This window comes from Skermania piniformis (genome assembly GCF_019285775.1).
Taxonomy (GTDB): domain Bacteria; phylum Actinomycetota; class Actinomycetes; order Mycobacteriales; family Mycobacteriaceae; genus Skermania; species Skermania pinensis.
The window spans coordinates 130,254-156,169 of record NZ_CP079105.1 but is presented as its reverse complement, the minus strand read 5'-3'; the positions used below and the strand labels follow the sequence as shown (position 1 = coordinate 156,169).

21 protein-coding genes are annotated in these 25,916 nt (G+C 69.1%); 9 read left to right on the top strand and 12 right to left on the bottom strand.

Annotation, left to right across the window (positions count from 1 at the left end):
* The first annotated feature begins 139 nt into the window (after nucleotides 1–139).
* Nucleotides 140–2,140 (top strand): CocE/NonD family hydrolase, encoded by a 2,001-nt coding sequence (locus KV203_RS00710; RefSeq protein ID WP_066474531.1) that lies wholly within the window; start codon nucleotides 140–142, stop codon nucleotides 2,138–2,140.
* A gap of 118 nt (nucleotides 2,141–2,258) precedes the next feature.
* Here KV203_RS00710 and KV203_RS00705 read toward each other — a convergent pair whose 3' ends face one another.
* The 4 genes from KV203_RS00705 to KV203_RS00690 all read right to left on the bottom strand — a co-directional run bounded on the left by KV203_RS00705 (nucleotide 2,259) and on the right by KV203_RS00690 (nucleotide 7,523).
* Entirely contained in the window at nucleotides 2,259–3,713 is a 1,455-nt protein-coding gene (locus tag KV203_RS00705) for an HNH endonuclease signature motif containing protein (RefSeq protein WP_218821010.1), read from the bottom strand.
* A gap of 58 nt (nucleotides 3,714–3,771) precedes the next feature.
* A complete protein-coding gene (locus KV203_RS00700; protein WP_066471912.1) occupies nucleotides 3,772–6,075 on the bottom strand; it encodes a putative bifunctional diguanylate cyclase/phosphodiesterase in 2,304 nt (767 codons plus the stop codon).
* A 108-nt stretch (nucleotides 6,076–6,183) separates the two neighbouring features.
* Complete coding sequence (locus KV203_RS00695; protein ID WP_066471915.1) at nucleotides 6,184–6,927, bottom strand: lysophospholipid acyltransferase family protein; 744 nt, start codon at nucleotides 6,925–6,927, stop codon at nucleotides 6,184–6,186.
* A 131-nt stretch (nucleotides 6,928–7,058) separates the two neighbouring features.
* Entirely contained in the window at nucleotides 7,059–7,523 is a 465-nt protein-coding gene (locus tag KV203_RS00690) for a TetR/AcrR family transcriptional regulator (RefSeq protein WP_066471918.1), read from the bottom strand.
* A gap of 84 nt (nucleotides 7,524–7,607) precedes the next feature.
* On the opposite strand from KV203_RS00690, the gene KV203_RS00685 reads away from it, so the two are divergent.
* A complete protein-coding gene (locus tag KV203_RS00685; RefSeq protein WP_066471920.1) occupies nucleotides 7,608–9,161 on the top strand; it encodes an MBL fold metallo-hydrolase in 1,554 nt (517 codons plus the stop codon).
* On the opposite strand, the gene KV203_RS00680 is transcribed toward KV203_RS00685, so the two are convergent.
* Complete coding sequence (locus KV203_RS00680; RefSeq protein ID WP_246600389.1) at nucleotides 9,134–10,129, bottom strand: DMT family transporter; 996 nt, start codon at nucleotides 10,127–10,129, stop codon at nucleotides 9,134–9,136. The two genes, KV203_RS00685 and KV203_RS00680, sit on opposite strands and share 28 nt — an antisense overlap.
* 221 nt (nucleotides 10,130–10,350) lie before the next feature.
* Between KV203_RS00680 and KV203_RS00675 the strand changes: the two genes are divergently transcribed.
* Together KV203_RS00675 and KV203_RS00670 are read left to right on the top strand one after the other, a co-directional pair.
* Nucleotides 10,351–12,048, top strand: a complete 1,698-nt coding sequence (locus tag KV203_RS00675) for a putative bifunctional diguanylate cyclase/phosphodiesterase (protein WP_066471921.1) — start codon at nucleotides 10,351–10,353, stop codon at nucleotides 12,046–12,048.
* Between the two features lie 150 nt (nucleotides 12,049–12,198).
* Nucleotides 12,199–13,959: a putative bifunctional diguanylate cyclase/phosphodiesterase gene (locus KV203_RS00670; RefSeq protein WP_066471923.1), complete on the top strand. Its 1,761-nt coding sequence runs from the start codon at nucleotides 12,199–12,201 to the stop codon at nucleotides 13,957–13,959.
* A gap of 3 nt (nucleotides 13,960–13,962) precedes the next feature.
* Here the strand turns inward: KV203_RS00670 and KV203_RS00665 are convergent, their stop codons facing one another.
* From KV203_RS00665 to serS, 3 genes are all read right to left on the bottom strand, one after another.
* Nucleotides 13,963–14,883 carry a neutral zinc metallopeptidase gene (locus tag KV203_RS00665; protein ID WP_066471924.1) on the bottom strand — a complete coding sequence of 307 codons (921 nt, stop codon included), beginning with the start codon at nucleotides 14,881–14,883 and terminating at the stop codon, nucleotides 13,963–13,965.
* 109 nt (nucleotides 14,884–14,992) lie between these two features.
* Entirely contained in the window at nucleotides 14,993–16,711 is a 1,719-nt protein-coding gene (locus tag KV203_RS00660) for a putative bifunctional diguanylate cyclase/phosphodiesterase (RefSeq protein WP_066471927.1), read from the bottom strand.
* Nucleotides 16,712–16,833: 122 nt separating this feature from the next.
* Nucleotides 16,834–18,105 (bottom strand): serine--tRNA ligase, encoded by a 1,272-nt coding sequence (gene serS / locus KV203_RS00655; protein ID WP_066471931.1) that lies wholly within the window; start codon nucleotides 18,103–18,105, stop codon nucleotides 16,834–16,836.
* Between the two features lie 66 nt (nucleotides 18,106–18,171).
* Between serS and KV203_RS00650 the strand changes: the two genes are divergently transcribed.
* Both KV203_RS00650 and KV203_RS00645 read left to right on the top strand, forming a co-directional pair.
* Nucleotides 18,172–19,497: a septum formation family protein gene (locus tag KV203_RS00650; protein WP_083530159.1), complete on the top strand. Its 1,326-nt coding sequence runs from the start codon at nucleotides 18,172–18,174 to the stop codon at nucleotides 19,495–19,497.
* 13 nt (nucleotides 19,498–19,510) lie between these two features.
* Nucleotides 19,511–19,849, top strand: a complete 339-nt coding sequence (locus KV203_RS00645; RefSeq protein WP_174522068.1) for a metallopeptidase family protein — start codon at nucleotides 19,511–19,513, stop codon at nucleotides 19,847–19,849.
* Between the two features lie 13 nt (nucleotides 19,850–19,862).
* Here KV203_RS00645 and KV203_RS00640 read toward each other — a convergent pair whose 3' ends face one another.
* Genes KV203_RS00640 through pheA form a run of 3 tightly spaced genes read right to left on the bottom strand, consistent with a single transcriptional unit; the run spans nucleotide 19,863 to nucleotide 22,053 of the window.
* Nucleotides 19,863–20,444, bottom strand: a complete 582-nt coding sequence (locus tag KV203_RS00640; RefSeq protein ID WP_246600380.1) for a GNAT family N-acetyltransferase — start codon at nucleotides 20,442–20,444, stop codon at nucleotides 19,863–19,865.
* Nucleotides 20,445–20,455: 11 nt separating this feature from the next.
* Nucleotides 20,456–21,142 carry a histidine phosphatase family protein gene (locus KV203_RS00635; protein ID WP_066471936.1) on the bottom strand — a complete coding sequence of 229 codons (687 nt, stop codon included), beginning with the start codon at nucleotides 21,140–21,142 and terminating at the stop codon, nucleotides 20,456–20,458.
* A complete protein-coding gene (gene pheA, locus KV203_RS00630; protein WP_066471939.1) occupies nucleotides 21,139–22,053 on the bottom strand; it encodes a prephenate dehydratase in 915 nt (304 codons plus the stop codon). The genes KV203_RS00635 and pheA overlap by 4 nt, the downstream gene beginning before the upstream one ends.
* Nucleotides 22,054–22,136: 83 nt before the next feature.
* Here pheA and KV203_RS00625 point away from each other — a divergent pair, with 83 nt between their 5' ends.
* The 3 genes from KV203_RS00625 to KV203_RS00615 all read left to right on the top strand — a co-directional run bounded on the left by KV203_RS00625 (nucleotide 22,137) and on the right by KV203_RS00615 (nucleotide 24,729).
* Nucleotides 22,137–22,898, top strand: a complete 762-nt coding sequence (locus tag KV203_RS00625; protein ID WP_066471945.1) for a DUF2470 domain-containing protein — start codon at nucleotides 22,137–22,139, stop codon at nucleotides 22,896–22,898.
* Between the two features lie 77 nt (nucleotides 22,899–22,975).
* Nucleotides 22,976–23,932 (top strand): non-homologous end-joining DNA ligase, encoded by a 957-nt coding sequence (gene ligD / locus KV203_RS00620; RefSeq protein WP_083530161.1) that lies wholly within the window; start codon nucleotides 22,976–22,978, stop codon nucleotides 23,930–23,932.
* Between the two features lie 14 nt (nucleotides 23,933–23,946).
* The gene (locus KV203_RS00615; protein WP_066471947.1) at nucleotides 23,947–24,729 is read left to right on the top strand and encodes a CPBP family intramembrane glutamic endopeptidase; all 783 of its coding nucleotides are present in this window, start codon (nucleotides 23,947–23,949) and stop codon (nucleotides 24,727–24,729) included.
* Here the strand turns inward: KV203_RS00615 and KV203_RS00610 are convergent.
* Nucleotides 24,690–25,862, bottom strand: coding sequence for a serine hydrolase domain-containing protein (locus tag KV203_RS00610; protein WP_083530176.1), 1,173 nt, complete (start codon nucleotides 25,860–25,862; stop codon nucleotides 24,690–24,692). The genes KV203_RS00615 and KV203_RS00610 overlap by 40 nt on opposite strands.
* Nucleotides 25,863–25,916 lie beyond the last annotated feature (54 nt).

Genomic DNA, 25,916 nt, shown 5'->3' with positions numbered 1-25,916 from the left:
CCGCCGAAATGTCCGTTCGGCGTACCTGGATTCGGCCGGATGCGGCGAATCCGCACCCGACTCGGGGCGCTACGAATATGGTGCCCTATCGAGATCGAATCGCGATCCCTACTACAGGCAATCCACGAGGAGTCGAGTGATGGGCACCGGTATTCGTCGACTGTCGACGTTGCTGCTTGCCGGCACGTTGTTGGCAGTCGCCGCACCGAGCGCCCAGGCGGCGCCGGACGGCGGGCCGAACGGCGCCGCATGGACCGCCGCGGTCGACGGGCCATCTCGGTACTCCGGGGTGACCATCGAGTGGGACGTGCCGATCACGATGAGCGACGGCACCGTGCTCAAGGCCAATATCTACCGGCCTGCCGGAGCCACCGGGCCCACGCCGGTGATCGTGAACATGACGCCGTACACCAAGCTGATCTCGATGATGACCGACTCGGTGTTGTCGTTGCCGGTGCTGTCCGATGCGCTGGTCGATTTCTTCCGCGGCTTCGATCTCGCCGGCACCGGATTGAGCGGGTTCACCGACCTGACCAAAGCGCTCGGTGGCGGTTTGCCCCGCACTTTCACCGTGGATCGCAAGTTGGTCGAGAGCGGCTACACCCAGGTGGTGGTCGACGTGCGGGGTACCGGCTTTTCCCAGGGCACGTGGCAGGTCCTGGGGCAGCGTGAGCAGCAGGACACCGTCGAAGTGATCGACTGGGCGAGCCGGCAGTCGTGGTCGGACGGCAAGGTCGGGATGAGCGGCTTGTCGTACTCCGGGATCAACCAGGTGCAGGCGGCCAGCAAGAACCCGGCGGCGCTGAAGGCGATCTTCCCGGCCGAACCGGGTGCCGACCTGATCCGGGACGTGGCCGCCACCGGCGGTGCGCTCGGTTTCGGCTTCATCCTGCCCTGGCTGATCCTGGTCAATACCCTCAAGCTGGCGCCGGACGTACTCTCCGCGGCACTGGGCCGGCTCGATCCGGTGTGGGTGCGGGACCGATTGTCCAGCCCGTTCACCTTCCTCGACGTGGTGTATCAAGCGCTCGCCACCATGAATGTCGACCAGGCGCCGCCGGAGTTGCAGGCGCTGCTGGACGACCAGAGTCGGCTGCGCGAGGACTGGCTCACCCCGATGGACCAGGTCCGGGTGCCGACGTTCGTCGTCGGCGGCTGGCATGACCTGTTCACCAACACCGAGCCGGATATCTACCGGAAGGCGCAGTTGCCACCCGGTCAGAAGCAGCTCCTGATGGACCGGACCTACCACATCAACGGTGGCGCGAACGCCGGCCGGCCCGGCGAGCCACCCCGCTGGGACGTGCTGCAGCGCGCCTGGTTCGACCACTGGCTCAAGGGAATCGACAACGGCATCGACCGGTACGGGCCGGTGACGATGTGGCAGCTGGGTGGCGGCTGGACAACGGCCGCCGACTACCCGCGGCCGGGAGTGGAACCGCAGCGGCTGTATCTGGGCGCCGCGCCCAGTGGCACCACCTCGACCAGCCTGCACGACGGCAGCCTCAGCGCGACGGCTCCGGCCGACTCGGCACGGCTGACCGTCGGTCCGGGCGTGATGAGCGTGTGCTCGCGGGATTCCGCGATCGAGAGCGCCGGGCTGACGGCGATCCTGGTCGGCTGCGCCGAGGATGCCCGGCCACACGAACTGAACGGGCTGACGTTCACCAGCGCGCCGGTCGACCGGCCCACCGCCGTCTCCGGCTACGTGAATGTGCACCTGAACACCGTGCTCGACGCGCCCGACGGCTACTGGACGGCGACGTTGAACGACGTCGCTCCGGACGGCCGGTCGACCGTGCTGTCCACCGGCCAGCTGGTCGCCTCGCTGCGCGCGGTGGACGATTCGCGGGCCGAGCGCGCCTCGAACGGCGACTACCTCAACCCGGTCCCGCATCTGTCGCTTGCCACCCGGCAACCGGTAGTGCCCGGCCGGCCGACCGCGCTCGACATCGGGCTCACCCCGACCGACGCGATCCTGGCGCCGGGCCATCGATTCCGGGTGGACGTGTTCGCCAGCAACTTCCCCAAAGGCCTGCCGCTGCGTCCGTTGTTGAACGACAGCGCGCTGCTGCCGCAGCACGTGCAGCTCGACCCGTCGGCGCCGAGCTTCGTCACACTGCTGGCGGGGCCGGCCTGATCAACACTGCTGGCGGGGCCGGCCTGATCAACACTGCCGGCGAGCCGGCGTAGGGACATTGCCGGCGAGCCGGCGTAATTGACACTGCCCTTCTGAACCTCGATCGACCGATCGGGGTTCAGAAGGGTGGCGGTTCGTCGTCCGGTGTGGGCGGCGGCCGACCCACTCGATGGAGCACCGGAGAATCTGGTGGTCGGGGCGGGGGGTTGCCGGGTGGGGTGAGGTCGATGGTGCCGGTGCCGTCGCGCAGGTAGATCCCGCCGGCCGGCGTGGTCCACAGGTAAGTACCGGGGCTGCGGCGTCGGTAGCGCCAACCGCGGTTTCCTTTGAGCCGGTGGTGTTTTCGGCAGAGTGGGGCGAGGTTGTCGCTGCTGGTGGGCCCGCCCTGGTCATGCGGGTGGGTGTGGTCGAGGTCGCAGCCGCGGGCGGGGCGGTTGCAGTACGGGAACACACACGTGTTGCTGGTCTGCACGACCTGTTCGCGCAGCCGGTCCGGGATCTGATACGCATCGGTCTGGACGTGTTCGGCGAGGTCCAGCACCGGCCGGACGGTCACGTTCGCGTCCGGGCTGCCGCACCAAGCCCGGATCGCCTCGATACTCACCGGGGTCGGTGACGGGGAGTCGACCCGGCCCAGGGGGCCACCGGAACCGGCGAGCTGATCAGCGCTGATATACACATGCAACTGAACATCACGCGGCCTGCGACGGCGCAACGCAGCCGGTGCCGCCACAGCCATCTCCGCCAGCGACGGGACCGGCTCCCGCGACGGCTCTGCCGCTACGGGTTCTGGTGTGGGTTCTGTTGCGTCGAACGGCAATCCGGGTTGCCGGCGCGCGAGTTCACCCAACGCGGTCGAGCGCCGCGCATCCAGGCTGTCGGTGCTGCCACAGGCCGCCAAATCGTCGGCGATATCGGACAGGGCGTGGTTCAGGTCCACCGCATCGGTCAAATCCAACTCGCCCTCGATCCGGACCGTGCCGGTCAAACTCACCGTGCGGGTGTCGATCTCCACCCTGCGGGTATCAATGGCGAGCTCTTCTTTCGCAGCGTCCGGGTCGGCCAGGATCCGGGCTTCCTCGACCAACCGATCCAACTGCGCCCACGACACCGTCCCCGCACAGGCGGCGAGCCGCTCGTCGACAAACGCGGCCGCCTCCAGCGACAAGCCGATAGTGGCATCGGCGATCCGCCGCGCTCGCCACCACGGCGTCTGCCCGGCCTTGACTCGTTCCCACAGACGCGGCAACCGATAGCAGACTTCGAGCACCGCCCCGACATACGACATCCCGGACTCGGTCGAATGCCGCAACGCGACCGCCAACTCCGCAACCGCAGCCTCGCCCACCTCCGGCGAACCCGCACCACCCGGGGTGACCCACCCCACCCCGAACCGATCCACCTCGCTATCACCCACCGGCGCATGCCAACGACACCACTCGACCGTCAACTCGGCCCGCTCCACCGCGACCCGCTCCGCCGCCGCCCGGTTGGCCCGCAACCCCGCCAACACCACCCGCGCAGAACCAACACCAAACCCGATACCGGGAGCAAAAGCACTGGCTGCGGTCATATACCTATTGCATCACGACCCACCGACACGTTTTCCGAACCGGTCAGCACGCCGCCGGTCAGGACCGGGCAAGCAGATCCATCAGATCGTCGTACGGCATCGGCTTGTGGTAGTAGTACCCCTGCGCGTGATCACAGCCGAAGTCGGTGAGCAGCGCCGCGGTGATCGAGTCCTCGACGCCCTCGGCGATCGCGGTCATCCCGATGGTGTGTGCCAGCTCGATCACCGACCGGGTGATCGCTGCCGCCCGGGGATCGTGGGTGATCGGCTCGATGAACGAGCGGTCCAGCTTCACGTGATCGATCGCCAGATCGTAGAGATACGACAACGCCGAGTATCCGGTACCGAAGTCGTCGACGGCGATCCCCACACCTTGGGCATGCAGTTGATCGAGCACCACCCGAGCCCGCCGCGGGTCGCCGAACATGAACTGCTCGGTGATCTCCACGTCGAGCGCCGCCGGCGGCAGCCCCCGCCGGGCGAGTTCGGCGGCGATCCGGTTCGGCAGGTCGACGTCGCCGAACGAAGGCGGGAACAGATTCACCGAGACCGGGATTCGATGCCCGGCCTGGTAGAACACCGCGGCGTCGTCGAGCGCGATGTCGAGCACCGCGTTGGTCATCGCCTGCATCAACCGGTTCTGATGCACCAGGGGCAAGAACTTGTCCGGCGACAGCAGACCGTGTTCCGGGTGCGGCCAGCGCACCAGCGCCTCGACGCCGATGATCTTCCCGGTATCCAACCGGACCTGCGGCTGGTAGAACACCGCGAGCTGGCGCTTACCGATCGCGGTACGCAACTGCTCCAGCAGCAGCATGTCCGCCCGGGTGTTCGCCCGGTTGCCGCTGTCCACCTCGCTGATCGCCGGCAACGGTGCCGGGTCGTAGATCTGGCAGCTGTGCGGCCCGGCCTTCGCCCGGTACATCGCGATGTCGGCCAGCCGGAGCAGGGTTGCGATGTCGGTCCCGTGGGTCGGGGACAACGCGATCCCGATGCTGCCGCCGACCTGCACCCGCACGTCGTCGAGCACCACCGGTTCGTCCAGTACCGCGCGTAGATCGGACCCGACCGCCAGCGCCTCGCTCGGTCCGCAATCTGGCAGCAACAGGGCGAACTCGTCGCCGCCGAGCCGAACCAGGACGTCCTCCCGCCGCAGCCGGCTGGTCAGCCGGGCCGCGACGGTGCGGAGTAACAGGTCACCGGCGGCGTGCCCGAGCGAATCGTTGACGTCTTTGAAGTGGTCCAGATCCAGCAGCAGCAACGCCACCGGCGGTCCGGGCGGTTCGCCCGGCTCGGGCAGCAGGGTGCGCGCCTGCTCGTAGAGACTGCGTCGGTTGGGCAGCCCGGTCAGGTCGTCGGTGAGCGCCAGGAACTCGTGTTCGCCGGCGCGAAGTGCGTCGCCGACCGCGGTGGCGAGCCGGGCCAACGAGGCGGCGACGGTGGCCGCGGTCAGGTAGGACGCAATCGGCGGCACGTGCGCGACACTGTCGACCAACAGCACCACCAGCGCCGACGAGGTGGCGAAGAACGGCGCGGCGAAGGGGAGCCAGCGCGGGTAGGTCGGCACCGTCGCGGGCTGCGGCCAGCCGGGTGCCAGCGCGGCCAGCAACGCCGCAAACAGCCCGATCACGTCCACCCAACTGCCCGCGACATACTTCCCGTCGGCCGCTTGCACGTTGTAGATGCAATCGAACAGCGTCCAGGTCGCGGTCGCACCGCACAGCCACCAGACCGAGCGCGGTGGTCGCCAGCCGAACACCGACACGGTGGCCAGCGCGACCGACAGCAGCAGCACGTCGAGCACCGGGTAGACCAGACTCACCGCGGCCCGCAGCGGTTGGTTGTCGATGTGCTGGAGCACGGCCGGGAACACCACGATGATCACCAAGGTGGCGGTAGCCAGCCCGGCGAGCAGACCATCCAGGATGCGCGCCGCCGACACTTCGGCCAACCGACTGCGCACGATCACGATCAAGGCACCGGCGATCAGCGGGTAATACGCCAGCCAGAACGGGTCGGCCAGGGATACGGGCGGCCGCGGCACGTGATGCATGACCAGCAGTTGCCAGGTCTGATCCCCGATCACCTGCGCGGCAATCCCCAGCGCGACCAGCTTCCAGGCCAGTCGGAGTGGACCGCGCCGGCCACGTATCCAGCAGAGCAACGCGGCAGCAAGTGTAGCCAGGTTCAGCCAGACCGCTTCCCACAGCGGAAAGCCCGCCGGGTTGGCACCGGGCACGGTCAGCACCAGATAACCGACGACCAACCCGACAGTAACCACATGGGCCAGCCAGTACATCGTGCTATGGCCGGGCCGAACATGCTGGCCGTGGGCGTGCGTCGACATGGTGAAGACGCTCATTCGGCAATCATCGGGCGATACCGTTTCCGATCCGCACACTCCCGGCGTGTGACTGTACTTCAGTACAGCATATTCGAGGTAAACAAGCGGATCGACGCGATATGGGGGCTAATTGTGGCGTGCGCGTCTGCTGCGCTCGCGCGCCTCGGCCAGATCGAGCACATTTGCCTGCTCCAACGTCGGTGCCGTACCGCCGAGCCGGGCCGGCACCCAGTAGGACCCCGGCTCGTGTTCGTAGTCGCGTTGCACCTGGTCGAGCAGCGCCTGCATCGCCGCCTTGAGCCGTGCGGTCAACTCACCGGTCGGCAGATCCGGCGGGATCGGCGCACCGACCGCCACCGAGATCGGCGTGTTGGTCCGGCCGAGCCGGCGCGGATGCCCCTTGGTCCAGACCCGCTGGCCACCCCAGGTCACCACCGGAATGATCGGTACCTGGGCCTCGATCGCCATCCGGGCGGTGCCGGACTTGAATTCCTTGAGTTCGAAGCTGCGACTGATCGTCGCCTCCGGGTACACCCCGACCAGCTCGCCGTCGCGCAGCGCCGCGACCGCGTTCCGGTACGAGTCGGCACCGGCCTGTCGGTCGACCTCGATGTGCCGCAGCGCGCGCATGAGCGGCCCGCTGACCGGGTTGTCGAACACATCCTTCTTGGCCATGTACCGGATGTAGCGCTTGTGCTTGCGCGCCGGGATATGGGCGTAGATGAACTCGGTATAGCCGGTGTGGTTGATCGCGATGACCGCCCCGCCGGTCGCAGGTATGTTTTCCGCCCCGGTCACGGTGAACTTCAGCCCCTGAACCAGGAACGAGACCCGAGCAAGGCCGATGAGGGTGCGATAAACCGGTTCCACAGCCGGTCAGGGTAGTCGGTCGGCCGCCCGGTCGGGGGAATGCCGAGCCGTTGCCGACACGCCGCAACCTACCGGGCGGTCAGTTCGGCGCCGAGCGGTCCGGGCCGGCGGTGCAGGCCGGCGGTGCGGGCCTACGACAGCGGCCCGGTGAGATACCGCTGCAGGGTCGGGGCCATCGCATCCACCAGCCGGTTCACCTCCATCGACGCGATCGGCTCGGCGCCCACGGCGTACCGGATCATGCCCAGTCCGACCAATTGCGAAGCGCACAACGATGCCCGGAACTTCACGTCGTCGGCGCCGAGCGCGACCAACACGCGGTCGAACACCCCGTTCATGAACATCCGCTGCAGCATGTCGATGGTCCGGGCAGATACCGCGCCGCCGACCGTGCTGGCGGCGAACGGACCGCCGCCGGCCAGATCCCAGGTGGTGATCAGCATGTACAACGTGCGTCGGCCGGCCTCGTTCACCGTTCCGGTGGCGATGCGATCGACCAGCTCGGGGGTGGCGAACGGGAGGCGGAGCTTCTTGGCCACCGCATCCAGATATCCGGAAAATTCCGGATTCTGCGGCGGCCCCTGGGGCGGGGTCACCAGGCCAGAATCTCCCCGATCTCCGGCTCGATCAAGTCCCGGCCTACCCTGACACGTTGCAAACGTAAGTCGCAGGAGGGTGCAGTGCAGGTCACCAGTGTCGGACATGCGGGATTCCATATTCAGACCGAAGCGGGATCGATCCTCTGCGACCCCTGGGTGAATCCGGCCTACTTCGCCTCCTGGGTCCCGTTCCCGGACAACACCGCGCTGGATTGGGATCGGCTGGGCGACTGCGACTACCTCTACGTCTCCCACCTGCACCGGGACCACTTCGATCCGGCGCACCTGGCCCGTTACGTGAACAAGGACGCGACGGTCCTGCTGCCGGACTATCCGGTGCCGGACCTGCGCCGCGAACTCGAGGCACTCGGGTTCCACTCGTTCTTCGAGACCACCGACTCGGTCAAGCACCGGATCGTCGGCCGCGACGGTCGTGAGCTGGACGTGATGATCATCGCGTTGCGCGCGCCGGCGGACGGCCCGATCGGCGACAGCGGGCTGGTCGTCGCGGACGGCGAAACCACCTGCTTCAACATGAACGACGCCCGGCCGATGGACCTGGACGTGCTGTCCGAGGCATTCGGCACGATCGACATCCATCTGCTGCAGTACTCCGGCGCGATCTGGTATCCGATGGTGTACGACATCCCGAAACGCACCAAGGCCAACTTCGGCAAGCAGAAGCGCCAGCGCGGCATGGATCGGGCGCGCGCCTATATCGAGCAGGTGGGCGCCACCTGGGTGGTGCCCTCGGCCGGACCGCCGGTGTTCCTCGACCCCGACCTGCGGTACCTCAACGACGACCACGACGACATCGGCAACATCTTCCCGGATCAGCTGGTCTTCCTCGACCAGATGGCCCAGCACGGCGCGGACAACGGCCTGCTGATGATTCCCGGTTCGGTGGCCGAGATACACGGCGGCGAACTCAGCCTGACCCACCCGGTCGACCCGGACACGATCTACGCCGACAAGGCCGGTTATATCGCGGACATGGCGACGCGACGCGCACCGGAGCTCGCGGCGCACAAGGCCGCCTGGGCGCCGGCCGCCGGCGAACCGTTGTTGCCCGCGCTGGCCGAACTGTTCGAGCCGATCATGCGGTCCTCCGATCTGATCAGCAACGGCATCGGCTACCCGGTCGGCCTGGTGCTCGACGGGCCGGAGCACGAGGAGACCGTCGTGCTCGACTTCCCGGCCCGCCGCGTTCGCCCGCCCGCGGACGGTGACGGCAAGTACCGCTACGGCTTCCGAATCGCCCCCGAGCTGGTCCGCACCGTGCTCCGGGATCGGGAACCCGACTGGGTGAACAGCATCTTCCTCTCCACCCGATTCTCCGCCTGGCGGATCGGCGGCTACAACGAGTTCCTCTACACCTTCTTCAAATGCCTCACCGACGAGCGGGTGCTCTACGCCGACGGTTGGTTCGCCGAGGCGCACGACGACACCGCATCCACCGAACTCGCCGGGTGGGAGATCCAACGTCGCTGTCCGCACCTGAAGGCCGACCTGACCAAGTTCGGCGTCGTGGAGGGAACCACGCTCACCTGCAACCAGCACGGCTGGCAGTGGGACCTGGAGACGGGGCGCTGCAAGACCACCCAGGGTCACGAATTGCGCGCCCGCCGGCTCTGACGTCGGCCGGCCCACCCCGCTCTGCCGGGTCCGGGCGGCGTCGGCCGGGCGGCAACCGCCACCCCGAGCCCGACCAGGACGCAGCCGGCCACCGTCGCTGCCGACAGCTGGGCCCCGGCCGGCAGCAGCAGGTCGAGCAGCAGCGCGCCGACGAGTTGGCCGGCGACGATACCGAGCCCGAGCAACAGCACCCCGACCCAGCGCACCGCAATCGCACCCAACCCGACGATCGCGATGCCGAGCAGCCCGCCCAGGTAGAGCTCCGGCGCGTGGGGCGGCGGCGCCGGAATGCCCCGGACCGCGACGAGCGCGAGCCAGCCGACGAGCAGGCCGGCGAAACCGATCACGAAGTTCATCAGGCTCGCCGCAGCCGGACCACCGATGGCGCTCAGCCGACCGTTCACCGCCTGTTGCCAGGCGATCGCACAGCCGGCGGCCGCCGGCAGCGCCGCGAGCAGCGCGACCTGAGTTCCGGCGGTGAGCCGGTCGGCGGCCGCCACGGTCATCCCGAGCACGGCCAACCCGGCGCCGACCACGCGGACCGGACTGACCGGAACTCGACCCGCCGGGCCCAGACCGAGCCGGTCCACCACCAGGCCGCCGACGATCTGTCCACCGGCCAGCGCCACCGCGAACAGCGCGACCCCGATCACCGGAACCGTCAGCGCCTGGGTCGCGACCACCACCGCGCCGCACAAGCCCCCCAGGCACTGCCCCGGCGTCAGCTCACCCGCACCCACCGCGGCCCGTATCGCCCTGATGCCGAACCGAATTCGGCTGTCGACCAGTGCCGCCGAGAGCAACACGACCAGGCCGACCGCGAAACTGATCAGCGCTGCCGCCACCCCGTCGTGCAACCGCGCCGCGAGCTCGCCGTTGACCCGCGCCTGCACCGCGGCCGCCGCGCCGACCAGCCACGCCACCGCCAAACCGGCCGGCAGGGCCCGCGCCGGAAGAATCGTCTGCACCAGTCCTACTGTGCCAGCGGCGATCCGGAACGGAACGGCAACAGGTCAAGCAGTTATTTTGTGGCGATTCCGCAACCGGCACGCCCACAAACAAGATGATCATGCCGATTACCGGCAGGTATGCTGAACCAAGCCGCGGATCGGTGCCGCCACATGGTTATGGCGGCCAGATCGGGCAACCTCGAAGTCAGGCGAACAAGTCGGTGAGAGGAGGCACGCGGATGACGGTCGGCGCGTTCGACTGGCCGACGATCGGCCAGCCCTGGACCGAGGGCGAACGACTCTCCGACATTCTCTCCGCAGCGCCGCTCATTCTTTATGCAATGGATCTCGACGGTGTGGTCCGGATGTCCACCGGCGGCGGCCTGGCGCAGCTCGGGTTCACCCCCGGCGAGCTGGTCGGCCGCAGCGTCTTCGACGCGCTCACCGACGATCGGCTCGACAGCTATCACCGCCGCGCGTTGACCGGCGAGCAGTTCGACGTGGTGCTCGAGTACGGCGAGCGGGTCTACGAGACCAGGTACGCGCCGGTGCGGACCGCCGACGGCGAACTGGCCGGCTCCTGCGGAATTGCGGTCGAGGTCACCGACCAGGTCGCCGTGCAGCGCTCGCTGCGCACCCTGACCGATGTCGACGCGGTGACCCAGTTGCACAACCGGCGGGCCACGGAGATCGAAGTGGACCGGATGCTGGCCACCGGCACCAAGCTGGCGCTGCTGCTGATCGACCTGGACGATTTCAAGGACGTCAACGACACCCACGGACACGTGTTGGGCGATCTGGTGCTACGGCACCTCGGGCGCCGGCTCCGCCGCACGGCGCCGGCCGACGCGCTGGTCGGCCGGATGGGCGGGGACGAGCTGGTGGTCGCGGTGCCGCTGGACAAGCCGGACCAGATCGCCCAGTTGGCCCAGCAGCTCCTCGATGTCGTGGCCGGGCCGCTGCAGATCGATCTGCCGCTCGCGCTGTCCGACGGACCGGTCGACATGACCATCACCGCCAGCATCGGCATCGCGTTCGCTCCTCGCGACGGTACCGGCGCGGGTCAGCTGATGACTCGGGCGGACAGTGCGATGTACGCCGCAAAGCGCTCCGGCGGCGCCACCTACTGCTTCTACGACAATCGGATCGACGGCGCCCGGCGCCGCTTGACGATGATCACCCGGCTTCGCCGCGCGGTCGCCGACGAGGCGCTCTATCCGGTGTTCCAGCCGGTACGGGACCTGAACGACAATCGGATCACCGGCTTCGAGGCGCTGGCTCGCTGGCACGATCCAGAACTCGGGCAGGTACCGCCGACCGACTTCATCGCGATCGCGGAACGTTCGCCACTGATCGACGACCTCTTCGATTCCATCCTGCGGCAATCGCTCGAAGCGGCGGTGACCTGGTATGTCGAGCGGGATGGACCGGGTCGGCAGCTGGCGGTCAACATCGCCGCCCGGCAGTTGCGTGACCCGCAATTGACCGACCGGATCGTCACGGCGGCCGACCGGATCGGCCATCCGATCGGGTTGATCTGCGCCGAGCTCACCGAGACCGCGATGATGGACGACGAGGAGACCGCCCATCAGACCCTGGCGGCGATGAGCGAGGCGGGGATCGGTGTCTACATCGACGATTTCGGCGTCGGCTACTCGAACGTGGCCCGGCTGACCGACCTGGCCAGCGCCGGCATCCTGGCCGGGATCAAGGTCGACCGACGGTTCATCGCCGATCCCGCGGAGCCCCGGACCACGGCACTGCTGCAACTGTTCCGGCATATGAGCGAAACCTTCGGTGCCGAGATCGTGATCGAGGGCATCGAAACCGACGAGCACCTGGAGGTCGCCCGCCGAATGGGATACCGACTCGGGCAAGGCTGGCATCTGGGCCGGCCGGTGGCGGCGGACCTGGCCCGGGCGTCGATCGAGACGTAGCTCACATCGACAGATCGCCGCGCCGCCGGCTCCCACCGCACGATGGGCGGGCAAGATCACCCGCAATAAATGATCTTGATCCAGCGTTTCCGATTTCCCGGTGCTACCTCGTTCGACTTTTGTCGGCTCGGCCGAAGGGGCAAGTTGCGGATGACTGAGGACACCTCGCACGACCACGAGGATTGGGAAAGCCGCGAGCGACTGCTGGACATCGTCGGCGAAGCTCCGTTGCTCGTCTTCGCCCTCGACCTGGCCGGGGTGATCCGGGTGTCGACCGGCGGCGGGCTGGCCAAGCTCGGCATCACCCCCGGCGCCTTGGTCGGCGCGAGCATTTTCGATCTCTATCAGGACCGCCCGGACCTGCACGTCGCCTATCACCGGGCGCTGTCCGGCGAACGGTTCACCGTCGTGGAGGAACTGGCCGGGCGCACCTACGAGACCACCTATACCCCTACCTACGACGCGCAGCGGACGCTGATCGGCACGCTGGGAATCAGCGTCGACGTCACCGACCGGGTCGAGGTGCAGAAGTCGCTGCGCCGGCTTGCCGAGGTGGACACGGTCACCGGTCTGCGCAGCCGCCAGTCGGCCGAGGTCGAGCTGAGCGAAGCCATCGCAGCCGGCGATCGGCTGGCCCTGCTGTTGATCGATCTGGACGACTTCAAGGATGTCAACGACTCGCACGGACACGCGCTGGGCGATCTGGTGCTCCGCCGGCTCGACGAGCGGCTGCGCGGCACACTCGCCGACGGTGCGACGATCGCCCGAATGGGCGGTGACGAGCTGATGGTGACCGTACCGGGCGAGGACGTCGAGGAGATCTCCCGAATCGCCGACGAACTCCTGGCGACGTTGGCCATGCCGCTGCGGATCGACGTCTCGGTCTTCGCGCAGGACGAAGGCGCCGAAGCCGATCAGATCGACGTGGCGATCACCGCGAGCATGGGCATCGCCCTCGCCCCCCGGGACGGCGATTCGGCCACCGCGCTGCTGGCGCGCGCCGACTCGGCGATGTACGCGGCCAAGCAATCCGGGGGTGCCACCCATCGGTTCTACGACGTCCGCAACGACGGCGCGCGCCGGCGGCTGGCGGTCGCGACCCGGCTCCGGCGTGCGGTCGCCCGACAGGAGATCTATCCGGCCTTCCAGCCGTTGCAGCTGCTGCGCTCCGGTCGGGTGGTCGGGTTCGAGGCACTGGCGCGGTGGTGCGATCCCGAACTCGGGCAGGTGTCGCCGGCCGAGTTCATCACCCTCGCCGAGCGGTCCCCGCTGATCGACGACCTGTTCGAGCAGATCCTGCATCAGTCGATGGCGGCGGCCGCCGAGTGGACCACCGTTGCCGGCGCCTCGTTCCAGATGCTCAGCATCAACGTCGCGGCCCGGCAGCTGCGCGACATCGGCCTGGCCAAACAGATCGCCGACGTCGCCAACCACCATCGTCTCCCGCTCGACCGGCTGCACGTGGAACTTACCGAGACCGCCGTCATGGACGACGACGACAAAGCCCATCAGACGCTCCAGCAGATGAGCGATGCCGGCGTCGCCATCTACATCGACGACTTCGGCGTCGGCTATTCCAACATCGGCCGGCTCACCGACCTGTCCGCCGCCGGCATCCTGGACGGCGTGAAGATCGACCGCCGGTTCGTCGCCGAGCCGGACAACGGTCGCGATGTCTCGCTGCTGCGGCTGTTCCAGCGGATGGGCGATGCGTTCGGCGTCGACACCGTGCTGGAAGGGATCGAGACCGAAAGCCAGCTCCAGGTGGCCATCGACCTCGGTTACCGACTCGGCCAGGGGTGGCACCTGGGCCGGCCGATGACCGCCGACGCGGCGCGCGATCTCATCGCCGGCGGCCGGCCGAGCCCGGCGAGCCGGAGCGACTCGACGCGAGCCCGACCGGCCGGATAACCGTCAGCCCACCTCGGCCGACCCGGCGATCCAGGTGTTGCACGCGTCCAGCGTGTTCAACTGCACGCCCTTGTCGAACCAACTACCGAAATTCTGCGGTTGGCCGTGGTCCGGCTCCGCGCCCGGCGCGTCGCCCCGGCTGTAGTTGTCCCGCTGCGCCAAGCTCACCGTCGTCGCGTCGAAGCTGGCGCCGATGAACATCCCGGACAAGCATTGCGCTTGTAGCTCGGCGCGCCGGGACAGCTCCTGACCGGCCGGGGTCCGCCGACCCGCCGCCTCGATCTGGGCCAGCGCCGCCGGCAGCGTTCCGCTCAGCTCCTGCAGATGGTGGCCGTACTCGTGGGCCAGCATGTCGACCGCCGCCGTCGGCACCCCGACCGGCGCGATCACCGACTGCTGATAGCTGGCCGGCACGAGGTAGATCACGCCGTTGCAGTAGAAGCTGTTCTGCTCCGGCGGGCGACCACAGTCCTGCATCGTCACCTGGTTTATCACCTGGACCTGGGCCGGACGGAAGGGTAACTGCACCTTTTCCAGCACCGGCCGCCACACCCGGTCCAGGCAGCGCAGTGCCTCGTTCAGGAAGGTCTGCACCCGCGCCGGATCGGACTGCCAGGCCGGCAATCGACAGCTACGCCGGGCCAGCGCGACCGGTTGGGTGAGCGGGTTGGCGGCGGTGGCCGGGACCGGCTGTGGCTTACTGCTGGTGGCGACCGTGGTACGCACACTGCTGGTGGCCGACGAGGTCGTCGCCGGACCGGCGTAACCGTAGCCGTAGCCGGCGGTCGTGCTCGTCGCCGTCCGGGCAATCGAATGGATGCCGGGATCGGCGATGATCGGGCTCTCCGCGCAGCCGGTCAACGCGCAAGCGGTCAGCAACCCGGCGGCCAATTGCCGGACCGAAACCCCGCGCAGATATCGCACAGCCGATCACCTCCGACCTCACCCCGCTCGTTGAACCTTAATCGACCGATCGGGAAGTTTTACCTGCGTCGGAGGTTTCCGAGCGGGTTGAGTTTCGGGCTCGGGCGGGTCAGCGCCACGTGCCCGGTTTTGCTCCGCTCAGATCGTCGAGCAATGCGCTCACCGGCTGCGACTCGCTGTAATGGTGGCCCTGGGCGAGCGCGAAGCCCAGCTCGGTGAGCACGGCCGCCTGCTGCTCGGTCTCCACCCCTTCGGCGATCACCTGCAGATCCAGCGCATCGCTGAGCGCCGCGATCACCCCCAACAACGGCGATCCCGTCCCACCGGAACTGATCGCCGCGACGAACGAGCCGTCCACCTTCAAGATGTCGCTCGGGAGTGTCGCCAGCCGACTCAACGACGAATAGCCGGTGCCGAAGTCGTCGATCGCGATCCGCACGCCGTGATATCGCAGCTCGCGCAGGTTGGTCACCGCGGTAGCCGACTCGGCGGCCAGCTCGCTTTCGGTGACCTCCAGCACCAGCTGATGGGCCGGCCAGCCGGTAGCTGCCAGGATGTCCTGGACCCGGGCCGCGTATTCCGGGTCGGCCAGCTCCAGCCCGGACACGTTGACGTTCAGGGTCAGCTCGATGTCCGCGTCGGCCCGCTGCAGCCGCGAGGCGTCCTCGCACGCACGACGCAGGACCAACTGATCGAGGTCGCCGATCAGGTCGTACTCTTCGGCAACCCGGATCAGGCTTTCCGTGCTCACCCCCGGCTGGGCCACCGACGTCCAGCGCAGCAACGCCTCCACGCCGACCGCCCGGCCGCCCGCACCGAGGCTGACGATCGGCTGATATTGCACCTCGAGTGCGCCCTTGTCGATCGCGTCGCGCAGCTCGACCGCCAGCGGCGGCCGGTGCGAGGACTCCACCACCGTCCGGTTGCGGCCGGTCTGCTTTGCTCGATAGAGGCCGACGTCGGCCCGACTGACCAGCAGCGATGCCGATTCGCCGGATTGCCAGGAGGTCACCCCGGCCGAGCTGCTCGCGGTGATCGCGCTGCGCAGCCGGTCGGCGAGCTGCAGCGCGACCGATTCGGTGGTGTCGGGCAACAAGATCGCGAAGGCGTCGCCACCGTAGCGGGCCAGCTGCTGGTCCGGCTCCAGCATCGCCGTCCAGGTGGCTGCCACCCGCTGCAGCACGGCGTCGCCACCGCGCCGGCCCAGATGGTCGTTCACCGTCTGGAACCGGTCCAGATCGAGCAGTACCAGCGCCGGCCGGCGGTCGGTCTTGGCCGCCGTGGACAACTCCGCGTTCAGCAATCGATCGAAGCCGCGCCGGTTGAGCAGACCGGTGAGCAGGTCCAGATCCGCCTCGGCGGCCAACCTGCCGAGCACATGCACGACCGCACCGACCGAGACGGCCACGCTGGCCGTCAGCACACCGGCCCACCAGGGCAATCCGTCCCGGGTGCCGAGCAGCACGACGCAGCTCACCACGGCATAGAGCAGGTGCAGCGCGGCCGCGGTCAAGGTGAAGAAGAAGGCGGCGTCGCAGGCGACGAAGACGTACATGGTCGACAGCGCCATCGCCCCGTACACGTTGGGCGAATAGACCACGACGATGCTGATCAGCGTGGTGCCGAACGCGATCGGCAGATGATGCGTCCGCGGCGGGAGCCGGTCGCCCCAACCGAGCACACCGACGCCGACGATCGCGGCCACACACGACACGACGTAGAGAACGCTCTTGTTCCCACCCGCACCCGGCGTGGCCGGCATCAGCGCGGTGATCAGCATGCCGAGCAGGCCGCCCATGACGAAGAACGACCCCGTCGTCCTGGCCATGACAGCCGCAGTAGCCAGCGCCGATGTTGCCCGCGCCCTGGTGCGGGGATCGCCGCGAGACCCGAAACCTCGCACGCCACCCAGATTAGCTACCTGCGGTCTGGTTCGGGCCGGTTATCCCTTCACAAGACTCGGGAAGATTTCGTGATGGATTCGCAACCGATCAGCGGGACCAATGCGTCCGGTATCCGGACTGATCCGTCCGCCTGCTGATGGTTCTCCAGGATCGCCACCAGCCAGCGGGTCGTGGCCAGCGTTCCGTTCAGCGTCGCGGCGATCTGCGGGCGACCGTCGGCGTCGCGATACCGGATGCCCAGCCGGCGCGCCTGATAGGTACCGCAGTTCGAGGTGGAGGTCAGCTCCCGGTAGCCGCCCTGGGTGGGCACCCAGGCCTCGCAATCGAACTTGCGCGCGGCCGAACTGCCCAGATCCCCGCTCGCCACATCGATCACCCGGTACGGCACCTCGATCGCCGCCAGCATCTCCCGTTCCCAGGACAGCATCCGTCGGTGCTCGGCGTCGGCGTCGGCCGGCTGACAGAAACTGAACATCTCGACTTTGTCGAATTGGTGCACCCGAATGATTCCGCGGGTGTCCCGTCCGTAGCTGCCGGCCTCCCGGCGGAAACAGGACGACCAGCCCGCGTAGCGCAGCGGGCCGGCGTGCAGGTCGACGATCTCGCCGCTGTGGTAGCCGGCCAGCGGAACCTCGGAGGTGCCGACCAGATAGAGGTCGTCGGCGTCGAGCCGGTAGACCTCGTCGGCGTGCGCTCCCAGGAATCCGGTCCCGGCCATGATCTCCGGCCGCACCAGCACCGGCGGAATCACCATGGTGAACCCGTTGGCCACCGCACGTTGGGTCGCCAACTGCAACAACGCCAACTGCAGTAAGGCACCGAGACCGGTGAGGAAGTAGAACCGCGCGCCGGCGACCTTCGCGCCGCGCTGCATGTCGATGATCCCCAGCGCCTCACCGAGGTCCAGATGATCCTGGGGCGTGAAGGCGAACTCCGGCGGCCGGCCCACCGTCTCCAGGACCACGAAGTCGTCCTCGCCGCCGACCGGAGCCTGCGGTTGCACCAGATTCGCGATCGACCGATGCGCCGCGTCCAGCTCGGCCTTCGCCTGCTCCTCGGCTTCCTCCGCCTGTTTCACCTGCGCAGCCAGCGCCGCGCCCTGCTCGATCAACGGCGGCCGGTCCGCCGGCGGCGCGCTGCCGATGATCCGGCCGAGCGCCTTGTGTTCGGCGCGCAGCCGGTCGGCGGTGGCGATCGCCGCCCGCCGAGCGCTGTCGGCGGTGAGCAGGGTGTCGACGAGCTCCGGGTCTTCACCACGCGCGCGTTGCGACGCGCGTACGGCGTCCGGGTCCTCCCGCAGCAGTTTCAGGTCGATCACGTTCGGTCAGCCTACTCGGGCAGTCGCCCGGCGAACCGCGGGCCGGGCCGGGCATGATGGTCCCCGATGGGAGAACCACACGACCCGCAGCCCACCCCCGGCCAGCCGGCGTCCGATCCGTCGGTTACCGACGCCGACACCCGGACCCCGGAGCCGGCCGAGAACGCCGATACCGACAGCGCCGGTACGGACGACGCTGCCACCGACAGCACCGGCACGGACAAAACTGCCACCGACAGCACCGATACCGAGGACGCTGCCACCGGTGGCGACGACGCCAACACCGACGACACCAGCACCGACGACGCCGCGCCGGTCGCCGACCACCCCGCCTGGTATCACCGGCTGCCGGCACTCGGGCTACCGGCCGGGCACACCCGGTGGGCGCTGCTCGCGGTGGCGATCGGCGCGATCGCCGCTGCCGTCGTCACCATCACGGTCACCGGCGGCTTCGGCAAGGACCGCAAGCTCGAAACGCGCAGTCCGGACGACCCGGCGACCACCGGTGCGGTGGCCGGCGAAGCGTTCGGCACCGCGACCCACGGCGACTGCCTGACCTGGACCAAGGCCGACGCGAGCGACCTGAGCAAGGTCAACTGCACCGATCCACACCTGTTCGAGGTCGCCCAGGAAGTGGACCTGAGCAACTACCTGGGCGCCGAGTTCGGCCCGGACGCCAAGTTCCCCGGGGTGCTGCGATTCGCCGAGTTGAAGCAGCAGCATTGCGTGCCCGCGGTGCAGCGGTACCTGAACTCCAAGTTCGATCCGAACGGCAAGTTCAGCGTGGGCCTGATCAATCCCGGCGAGGCGGGCTGGGCAGCCGGCGAGCGGACCCTGCGCTGCGGGCTGCAGTACTCCGGCAACTCGGGCATTCTCCGCCCGATCGTCGGCCCGGTCGCCGGCCAGGACCAGTCCGACGTCCTGGAGAACGGCACCTGCGTCGGCATCAATCAGAACCTGCCCGCCGACCCGGTGGACTGCACCAAACCGCACGCGTTCGAGGTGGTCGCCACGATCGACCTGACCAAGCAGTTCCCCGGCGCCGCCCCCTCGGTCGCCGATCAGGACCGGTTTCTCGAGCCGGAGTGCACGAAGGCGTCGACCGACTACCTCGGCTCACCGGATGCGCTGCGGAACAAGACGCTGACGCTGTTCTGGGGCCAGTTCGATCAGATCAGTTGGCTGGCCGGAAGCCGTAAGATCAATTGCTCCGTCGGCAAGGGCGCCGACAAGGAGGGGTTTGCCCCGATCACCAACTCGGCCAAGGGCGACATCTTGATCAACGGCCAACCGCCGGTGCCGCCACCGGCCATACCCGACGGCCGGTCGGTGCCGGCGCCGCTGCCCGGCGCCGCGCCGGCTCCGGTGCCCGCCCCGGCACCACCGGGCTGACGTGTCGGTCGTCATGTCCGACCAGCGGTTCACCGAGCTGGTGCGCGATGCGCTGGACCGGATTCCGCCGGAACTCGCGGTCGCCATGGACAACGTGGTGGTGCTGGTGGAAGCCCGCGACCCGGCCGACGACGGGCTGCTCGGCCTCTACCACGGGATCGCGCTGACCGAGCGGGACAGCTATTACGCCGGCGCCCTGCCGGACACGATCACCATCTACCGCGAGCCGATCCTGGCCCGCTGCGATAGCGACGCCGACGTCGTCGACGAGGTGGTGATCACGGTGATCCACGAGGTAGCCCACCACTTCGGGATCGACGACGACCGCCTGCACGAGCTGGGTTGGGGCTGAGCCGAACTCGGCCTCAGCCCGATCCGCGTTCGCGGTCCAACCGCATCAGGTGGTGCGCCGGCGGGTCTCCGGGCACGTCCGGGACCAGATCGGCGACGGCGATCAGGCGAAACCCGGCGGCGGCCAGCGCCCGCCACGAGGCCGGGTTCTGGGAGTTCACCGGCACCACCAGGCAAGGCGCCGCCGGATAGCGCGCCCACAAGCGAGCACAGAATTCGGCGATCAGCCGAGTTCCGACGCCGCGGCCGAGATAACGCTCGTCACCGATGAAGTAGTCGATGCTGACCGCCCCGGGCGGCAGATCGGTGACCGGTGTCAGCTCGGCAACGTACTCCGGATACGCGTCGATGGCGTAGTCCTGGATGAATCCGATCGGGACGGCGTCGGCGGCCACGATCCAGGAGTTGCTCGGCTCGGTACCGTCGATGCTGCCGCCGAAGTCCCGCTCTATCGCGGCCGGCTCGACCTCGTGTGCCCACCGACGTTGCACGTGCGGGGTCGCCAGCCAGCCGGCGAGTCGCGGGAAGTCGGCCCGGGCCAAGCGGCGAAAGGTGATCACCGGCGCCGCGCCGTCCGGAACCGCCGGAATCACCACCACCGACCCCGTCAGCCCATCGGCTCGGCCGGCGCGGTCCGGTCGACCTTGTCGACCGGAAACGGTGGCGTCAGCGTCCCCCACCGGACACATTTCCAGCCGTCGGCGACCGGGACCAGTTCGACGGTGCCGGTGTTGCGCAGATAATTCACCGCAACGAACCGCCCGGGAAGCGTGGCCAGCGCGCTCGCCGCCAACCGGATCGCCGTGCCGTGGGCGACGACCACCAGGTCCCCGCGGGGCGCACCGAGATCGCGCTCTTGTGGGTCGAGGTAACGAACCCGCAGGTCCGCCAGCACCGGCAGGAACCGGGCGAGCAGGTCGGCGCCGGACTCGCCCCCGGGGATCCGCGCGTCGAGGTCACCGTCGAACCAGGCGTGCATCGTGTCCCGGAACACGGCATGTGCCGCGTCGTCGGTACGGTCCTCCAGATCGCCGGCCTGGACCTCCTGCAACCCGGCGACCGCTCGGTCGGCCACCCCGGTGGCCGCGGCGATCAGCGCCGCGGTCTGTCGGGCGCGCAACGCCTGCGACGACACCAGCGCGACCGGCGGGGTGCGGGCCAACGCGGCCCCCAGCTCGCGAGCCTGCTGCTCACCGGCCGGGGTCAGGGCGGCGCCGGGCAGCCGAGTATCCAGCCGGCGCACGACGTTGCCTTCGGTTTCCCCGTGTCGCACCAGGATCAGCCGCGCGGTCACCCCTCGACTCCCTTCCGCACCCCGGCCAACCAGCCGGCGGCCTCGTCGTCCGCGGGCGGCGGACGACCGGCCGACGACGTCGCCGGCCACGACCCGAGATACCGCACATCGGCCAGCCGATGCAGCGCCTTGAGCGCCTCGGCGATCGCCGGGTCGTCGATGTGCCCGACGCAGTCGATGTGGAACCGGTAACTGCCCAGCCCGGTCTGCGTCGGCCGAGATTCGATTCGGGTCAGGTCGATTCCCCGGGTGGCGAACTCGGCGAACGCCCGCATCAGGGAACCGGGCTCGTTGGGCAACGCGAGCAGCACCAGCGAGGTTCGGTCGGTGCCGGTTCGCGGCGGTGCCGCGGTCGGCAGCGTCACGTGCACGAACCGGGTCACCGCGGCCGCCACGTCGGCGACCCCGTCGGCCAACACCGCCAAACCCAGCCGAGCACCGGCCAGCGCCGTGGACACCCCGGCGTCGGCGGCACCGGCGGCGACCAGTTCGGCAGCGGCGGCGTTCGAAGCGGCGAGCACACTCTCGGCGTCCGGCAACTCTCGGGCCAACCAGTGCCGTACCTGCGCGGTCGCCACCGGGTACCCGGCAACGGTCCGGACGTCCGCGCGGGCCAGGCCGGGCCGGGCGACGACGGTGAAGCTGATCGGCAACTCGACCTCGCCGACGATCTGCAACCGGCGGCCCTGGGCGAGCGAGTCGAGGGTGGCCGCGACCGACCCTTCGACCGAACTCTCGATCGGCACCACCGCACCGGCCGCCTCCTCTCGGCGCACCAGCTCCAGCGCGGCCGGCTGGCTGGCGGCGCCGACCCGGTCCACCGCACCGGCGAAGCCACCCGCCGCCACCAGCCGATCCAGCGCCATCTCGGTGAAGGTTCCGGACGGACCCAGATAGGCGATGCGCGGCACGCCGATCAGCGTATTCGTGCTTGCCACCCCAACGTCAAGTGAATAAACTTAGCCTTACCTAATTGAATCGACAGGAGCGGCCGATGCCCTACTCCACGCATGCCCCCGGGCCGTCGGTCGCGGAACGAATCCGCACCGCCGCCACCAGCGACACCGACGCGATGCTGGTCGTCCCGGGCGCCGATCCGGTGCCGGTTGCGTTACATCATCTGCGACCGGACTGCACGCTGGTGATCGCGATTGCGAACGACAGCCCGGCAGTCGAGTACGCCCGGTTCGGCGGCGGCGACTCGGCCGTCGTCGAGATCACCGATCGCGCGCCCCTGCCACTGCGGGAACCCGTCCGCTCGCTGGTCTGGCTACGTGGCACGGTACGCGCCGTCCCGTGGGATCTGCAGCAACCGACCGCCGTCGCCGTCGCCGCGGAGTGCCCGGCGGGTGCGCTGCTCGACGTCGGGCACCGGACGACGCTGCTCCAGCTGACCGTGCGGTCGGCGGTTCTGGCCGATTCGACCGGCGCCGAATCGGTCGGGGTCGCCGAACTGCGCGATGCCCCGGCCGATCCGTTCCGGCCGATGGAAGCCGAATGGCTCCGGCATCTCGCCGCCGAGCACCCCGACGTGATCATGCGGATCGCCCGCCGGCTGCCCGCGGCCCGGCGCGGCACGGTCTACCCGTTGGCCGTCGACCGCTACGGCCTATCCCTGCGGATCGAGGGGCGCGGCGGCAAGGACAGTGATGCGCGGCTGCCGTTTCCCGCCCCGGTGGACGACATCGCCGGGCTCAGCCGAGCGGTCCGGGCGCTGATCGGCTGCCCGTTCCGCAACGGCGCCCGCGCCTGGTAACGCTTGTCCGCGGCCGGGTGAGCCGGCCACCGTGGCGGCGTCGCGATGCGGGCGGCGGCGCGATTAGGCTCGCGGACGTGGCCGGTAGCTCCCCGTCGATCGAGCTGGAGATAGGCGACCGAACGGTGCGGATCTCCAACCCGGATCGGGTGTATTTTCCGCGCTCCGCGGCGACCAAGCTCGACCTTGTCGACTACTACCGCAGCGTCGGCGACGGGATCGTGCGGGCGCTCCGCGAGCGGCCGTGCATGCTGCATCGGTTTCCGGATGGTTTGGCGGGTGCGAAGGTCCACCAGAAGCGGGTACCGCGCAGTGCGCCGGACTGGCTGGAGACGGTTCGCGTGCACTTTCCGCGGTACAACCGGACCGCGGACGAGCTGTGTGTGACCGAACTGGCGCACGTGATCTGGGCGGTGCAGATGTCGACGGTCGAGTTCCATCCGTGGAACTCGCGCCGGGGCCACGTGGAGTACCCCGACGAATGGCGGATCGACCTGGACCCGATGCCGGACTGCCCGTACTCCCGGGTCCGCCGGGTCGCCCAGGTCGCCCGCGAGGTGCTCGACGAACTGGGTGCGGTCGGCTGGCCGAAGACCTCCGGCGGCAAGGGAATGCACGTCTATGTGCGGATCGCCCCGGAACACGGGTTCGCCGAGGTCCGGCGGGCCGCGCTGGCGTTCGCCCGGGAAGTGGAGCGCCGTGCCCCCGCGGATGTGACGACCACCTGGTGGCGCAAGGACCGGGACCCGAAACTGCTGTTCGTCGACTACAACCAGAACGCCCGCGACCACACCATCGCCGCCGCGTACTCGGTGCGGGGCAATCAGCGCGGCACGGTGTCCGCCCCGCTGCGTTGGGACGAGGTCGACGTCGCCGAGCCGGACGACTTCACCATGCAGACGATGCCGGCGCGGTTTGCCGAGCTCGGCGACCTGCACGCCGGCATCGACGACGCCGTGTTCGACATCGCCCCGCTGCTGGAATGGGCCGAGCGGGACGGCACCGAGCCGGCCGACCTGGACGAGCCGGAGTAGGCGCGCAAACCTCGATGCTCGAACCACACCCCGATCCGGATGCCCCGGACCCTGTCCAGCGGCGCGCGATCGTCGTCGAGATCACGATCGTGCTGGTGGTCACCTTCGGGCTCAGCGGTGCGGCGGCGCTGCTCAGCCTGATCGAGGACGCGGCGCGACCGGGTGGGCTGGCCGACCAGCAGGTGGCGCTGAATCCGACCCGCTCCCTGCTGCCGGTGATCGACCTGCTGCGACAGTTGCTCGGGGTCCTGCACCTGCTCGGTTGGGCGGCGCTCGGCGGCTACCTGCTGTACTGCAGCGGCGCGACGCTGCGCTCGATCGGTCTCGACCGGCTCCGCGCCCGGGCCGATCTACTCGCCGGGCTGGGGCTGGCCGCGCTGATCGGAATCCCCGGGCTCGGGCTGTATCTGCTCTCGCACCAGCTCGGGTTCAGTGTGACCGTTGTGGCGGCCGAGCCGGATGCGCCCTGGTGGCGATTACCGCTGCTGGTGCTGACCGCGATCGCCAACTCGGTCGCGGAGGAGGTCGTGGTCGTCGCTTATCTGCTGACCCGACTGCGCCACCTCGGCTGGTCGGCGAACCGGTCGCTGCTGGCATCGGCGCTGCTCCGCGGCAGCTATCACCTGTACCAGGGCGTCGGCGGGGGCCTCGGTAACGTGGTGATGGGCGTGATCTTCGGCCGGTACTGGCAACGCACCGGCCGGTTGTGGCCACTGATCGGCGCACACGCACTGATCGACTGCGTCGCCTACCTCGGCTACTCGCTGCTGCGCGGCCGAGTCGGCTGGCTGCCGTGACGTGCTGCCACCCGGTCGGCGACGTCACCGAGAAAGTCGCCGATCAGGTCCGAGTCGTCGGGACCTTGCAGCTCGCGCTGACCGAGCCAGACGGCAACCGTCCCGGCGCCGGGATAGATGTAGCCGGCAGTCCCGGTGCCACCGATCCAGCCGTATCGGCCCACGACATTCCATGGCTCCGGCGTCACGATGTCGACACTCCCGCCGAAGCCCCAGGCCTGATCCTGCAGGAACATGTTGCCCGGCTCGGCGACGTGCTGCGGGCTGGTCATCAGCCGGACCGATTCCTCGGTGAGCACGGATCGACCGCGGTAGCGGCCACCGTTCAGCAGCATCAGCCCGAACGCACACCAGTCGGCGGCGGTGGAGACGAGCCCGCCCGCGCCGGACGGGAACGCCGGCGGGTGCGACCACTGCCCGTCCGGCCCGTCGACGAGGGTGGAACCACGGTAGAGCGACGTCATCCGCGCCGCGCCGCCGCGCGGCGTCGTGAAGTCGGTATCGGTCATTCCGAGCGGCTCGAAGAGCAGTTCCGCGAACACTCGGTCGAGCGGCTGTTCGGTAGCCCGGGACAGCAGGACGCCGAGAATGTCGGCACCGGTGTTGTACGTCCAGCCCCGGCCGGGCTGATGGACCAGCGGAATCCGCGCGAGTCTGCGCAGCCACTCCGCCGGCGGCGGGACCTGCGCCGGCGCCGGCGGACCCTGCAGCAGCTCGCCGAACAGCGCCGCCATCACCGGCGCGCCGAAATCGGCGATGAATCCGTGGCCACCGCCGAAGCCGAGCAGGTCACGAACGGTGATCGGACGCTCGATCGGCTCGGTGTCGTCGAGCGGGCCGTCGGGTCGGCGCAGCACCGGCGGATCGGCCAGCTCCGGGAGCCAGCGGCGAACTTCGGCGTCGAGCTCGAGCACACCCCGGTCGACCAGCGCCATGGTCGCCGCCGCAGTGATCGGTTTGGTGATCGACGCGATCCGGAACACCGAGTCCCGGGTCATCGGCGCGCCGCCGAACGCCTGTCGCCCGGCCACCGCCACCTCTCGATCACCATCGGTGGTAGCGATCAGCGCCACCGCGCCGGCCAGTCGCCCGTCCGCGACCGGGCCGTCGACGAACTCCTGCAGTCTGGTCATCCGGCTCCTCCAGTGCACCCCGGCATCCAGGTGCATTATCATCCGGCCCCACCG

Excerpts from the sequence above, each read along its gene's own strand:
- KV203_RS00645 (WP_174522068.1), top strand. The coding sequence starts at position 19,511 with ATGTCCGACCAGCGGTTCACCGAGCTGGTGCGCGATGCGCTGGACCGG.
- KV203_RS00675 (WP_066471921.1), top strand. The coding sequence starts at position 10,351 with ATGACGGTCGGCGCGTTCGACTGGCCGACGATCGGCCAGCCCTGGACC.
- KV203_RS00710 (WP_066474531.1), top strand. The coding sequence starts at position 140 with ATGGGCACCGGTATTCGTCGACTGTCGACGTTGCTGCTTGCCGGCACG.
- KV203_RS00650 (WP_083530159.1), top strand. The coding sequence starts at position 18,172 with ATGGGAGAACCACACGACCCGCAGCCCACCCCCGGCCAGCCGGCGTCC.
- KV203_RS00610 (WP_083530176.1), bottom strand. The coding sequence starts at position 25,862 with ATGACCAGACTGCAGGAGTTCGTCGACGGCCCGGTCGCGGACGGGCGA.
- KV203_RS00615 (WP_066471947.1), top strand. The coding sequence starts at position 23,947 with ATGCTCGAACCACACCCCGATCCGGATGCCCCGGACCCTGTCCAGCGG.
- KV203_RS00660 (WP_066471927.1), bottom strand. The coding sequence starts at position 16,711 with ATGGCCAGGACGACGGGGTCGTTCTTCGTCATGGGCGGCCTGCTCGGC.
- KV203_RS00625 (WP_066471945.1), top strand. The coding sequence starts at position 22,137 with ATGCCCTACTCCACGCATGCCCCCGGGCCGTCGGTCGCGGAACGAATC.
- KV203_RS00670 (WP_066471923.1), top strand. The coding sequence starts at position 12,199 with ATGACTGAGGACACCTCGCACGACCACGAGGATTGGGAAAGCCGCGAG.
- KV203_RS00700 (WP_066471912.1), bottom strand. The coding sequence starts at position 6,075 with ATGAGCGTCTTCACCATGTCGACGCACGCCCACGGCCAGCATGTTCGG.
- KV203_RS00705 (WP_218821010.1), bottom strand. The coding sequence starts at position 3,713 with ATGACCGCAGCCAGTGCTTTTGCTCCCGGTATCGGGTTTGGTGTTGGT.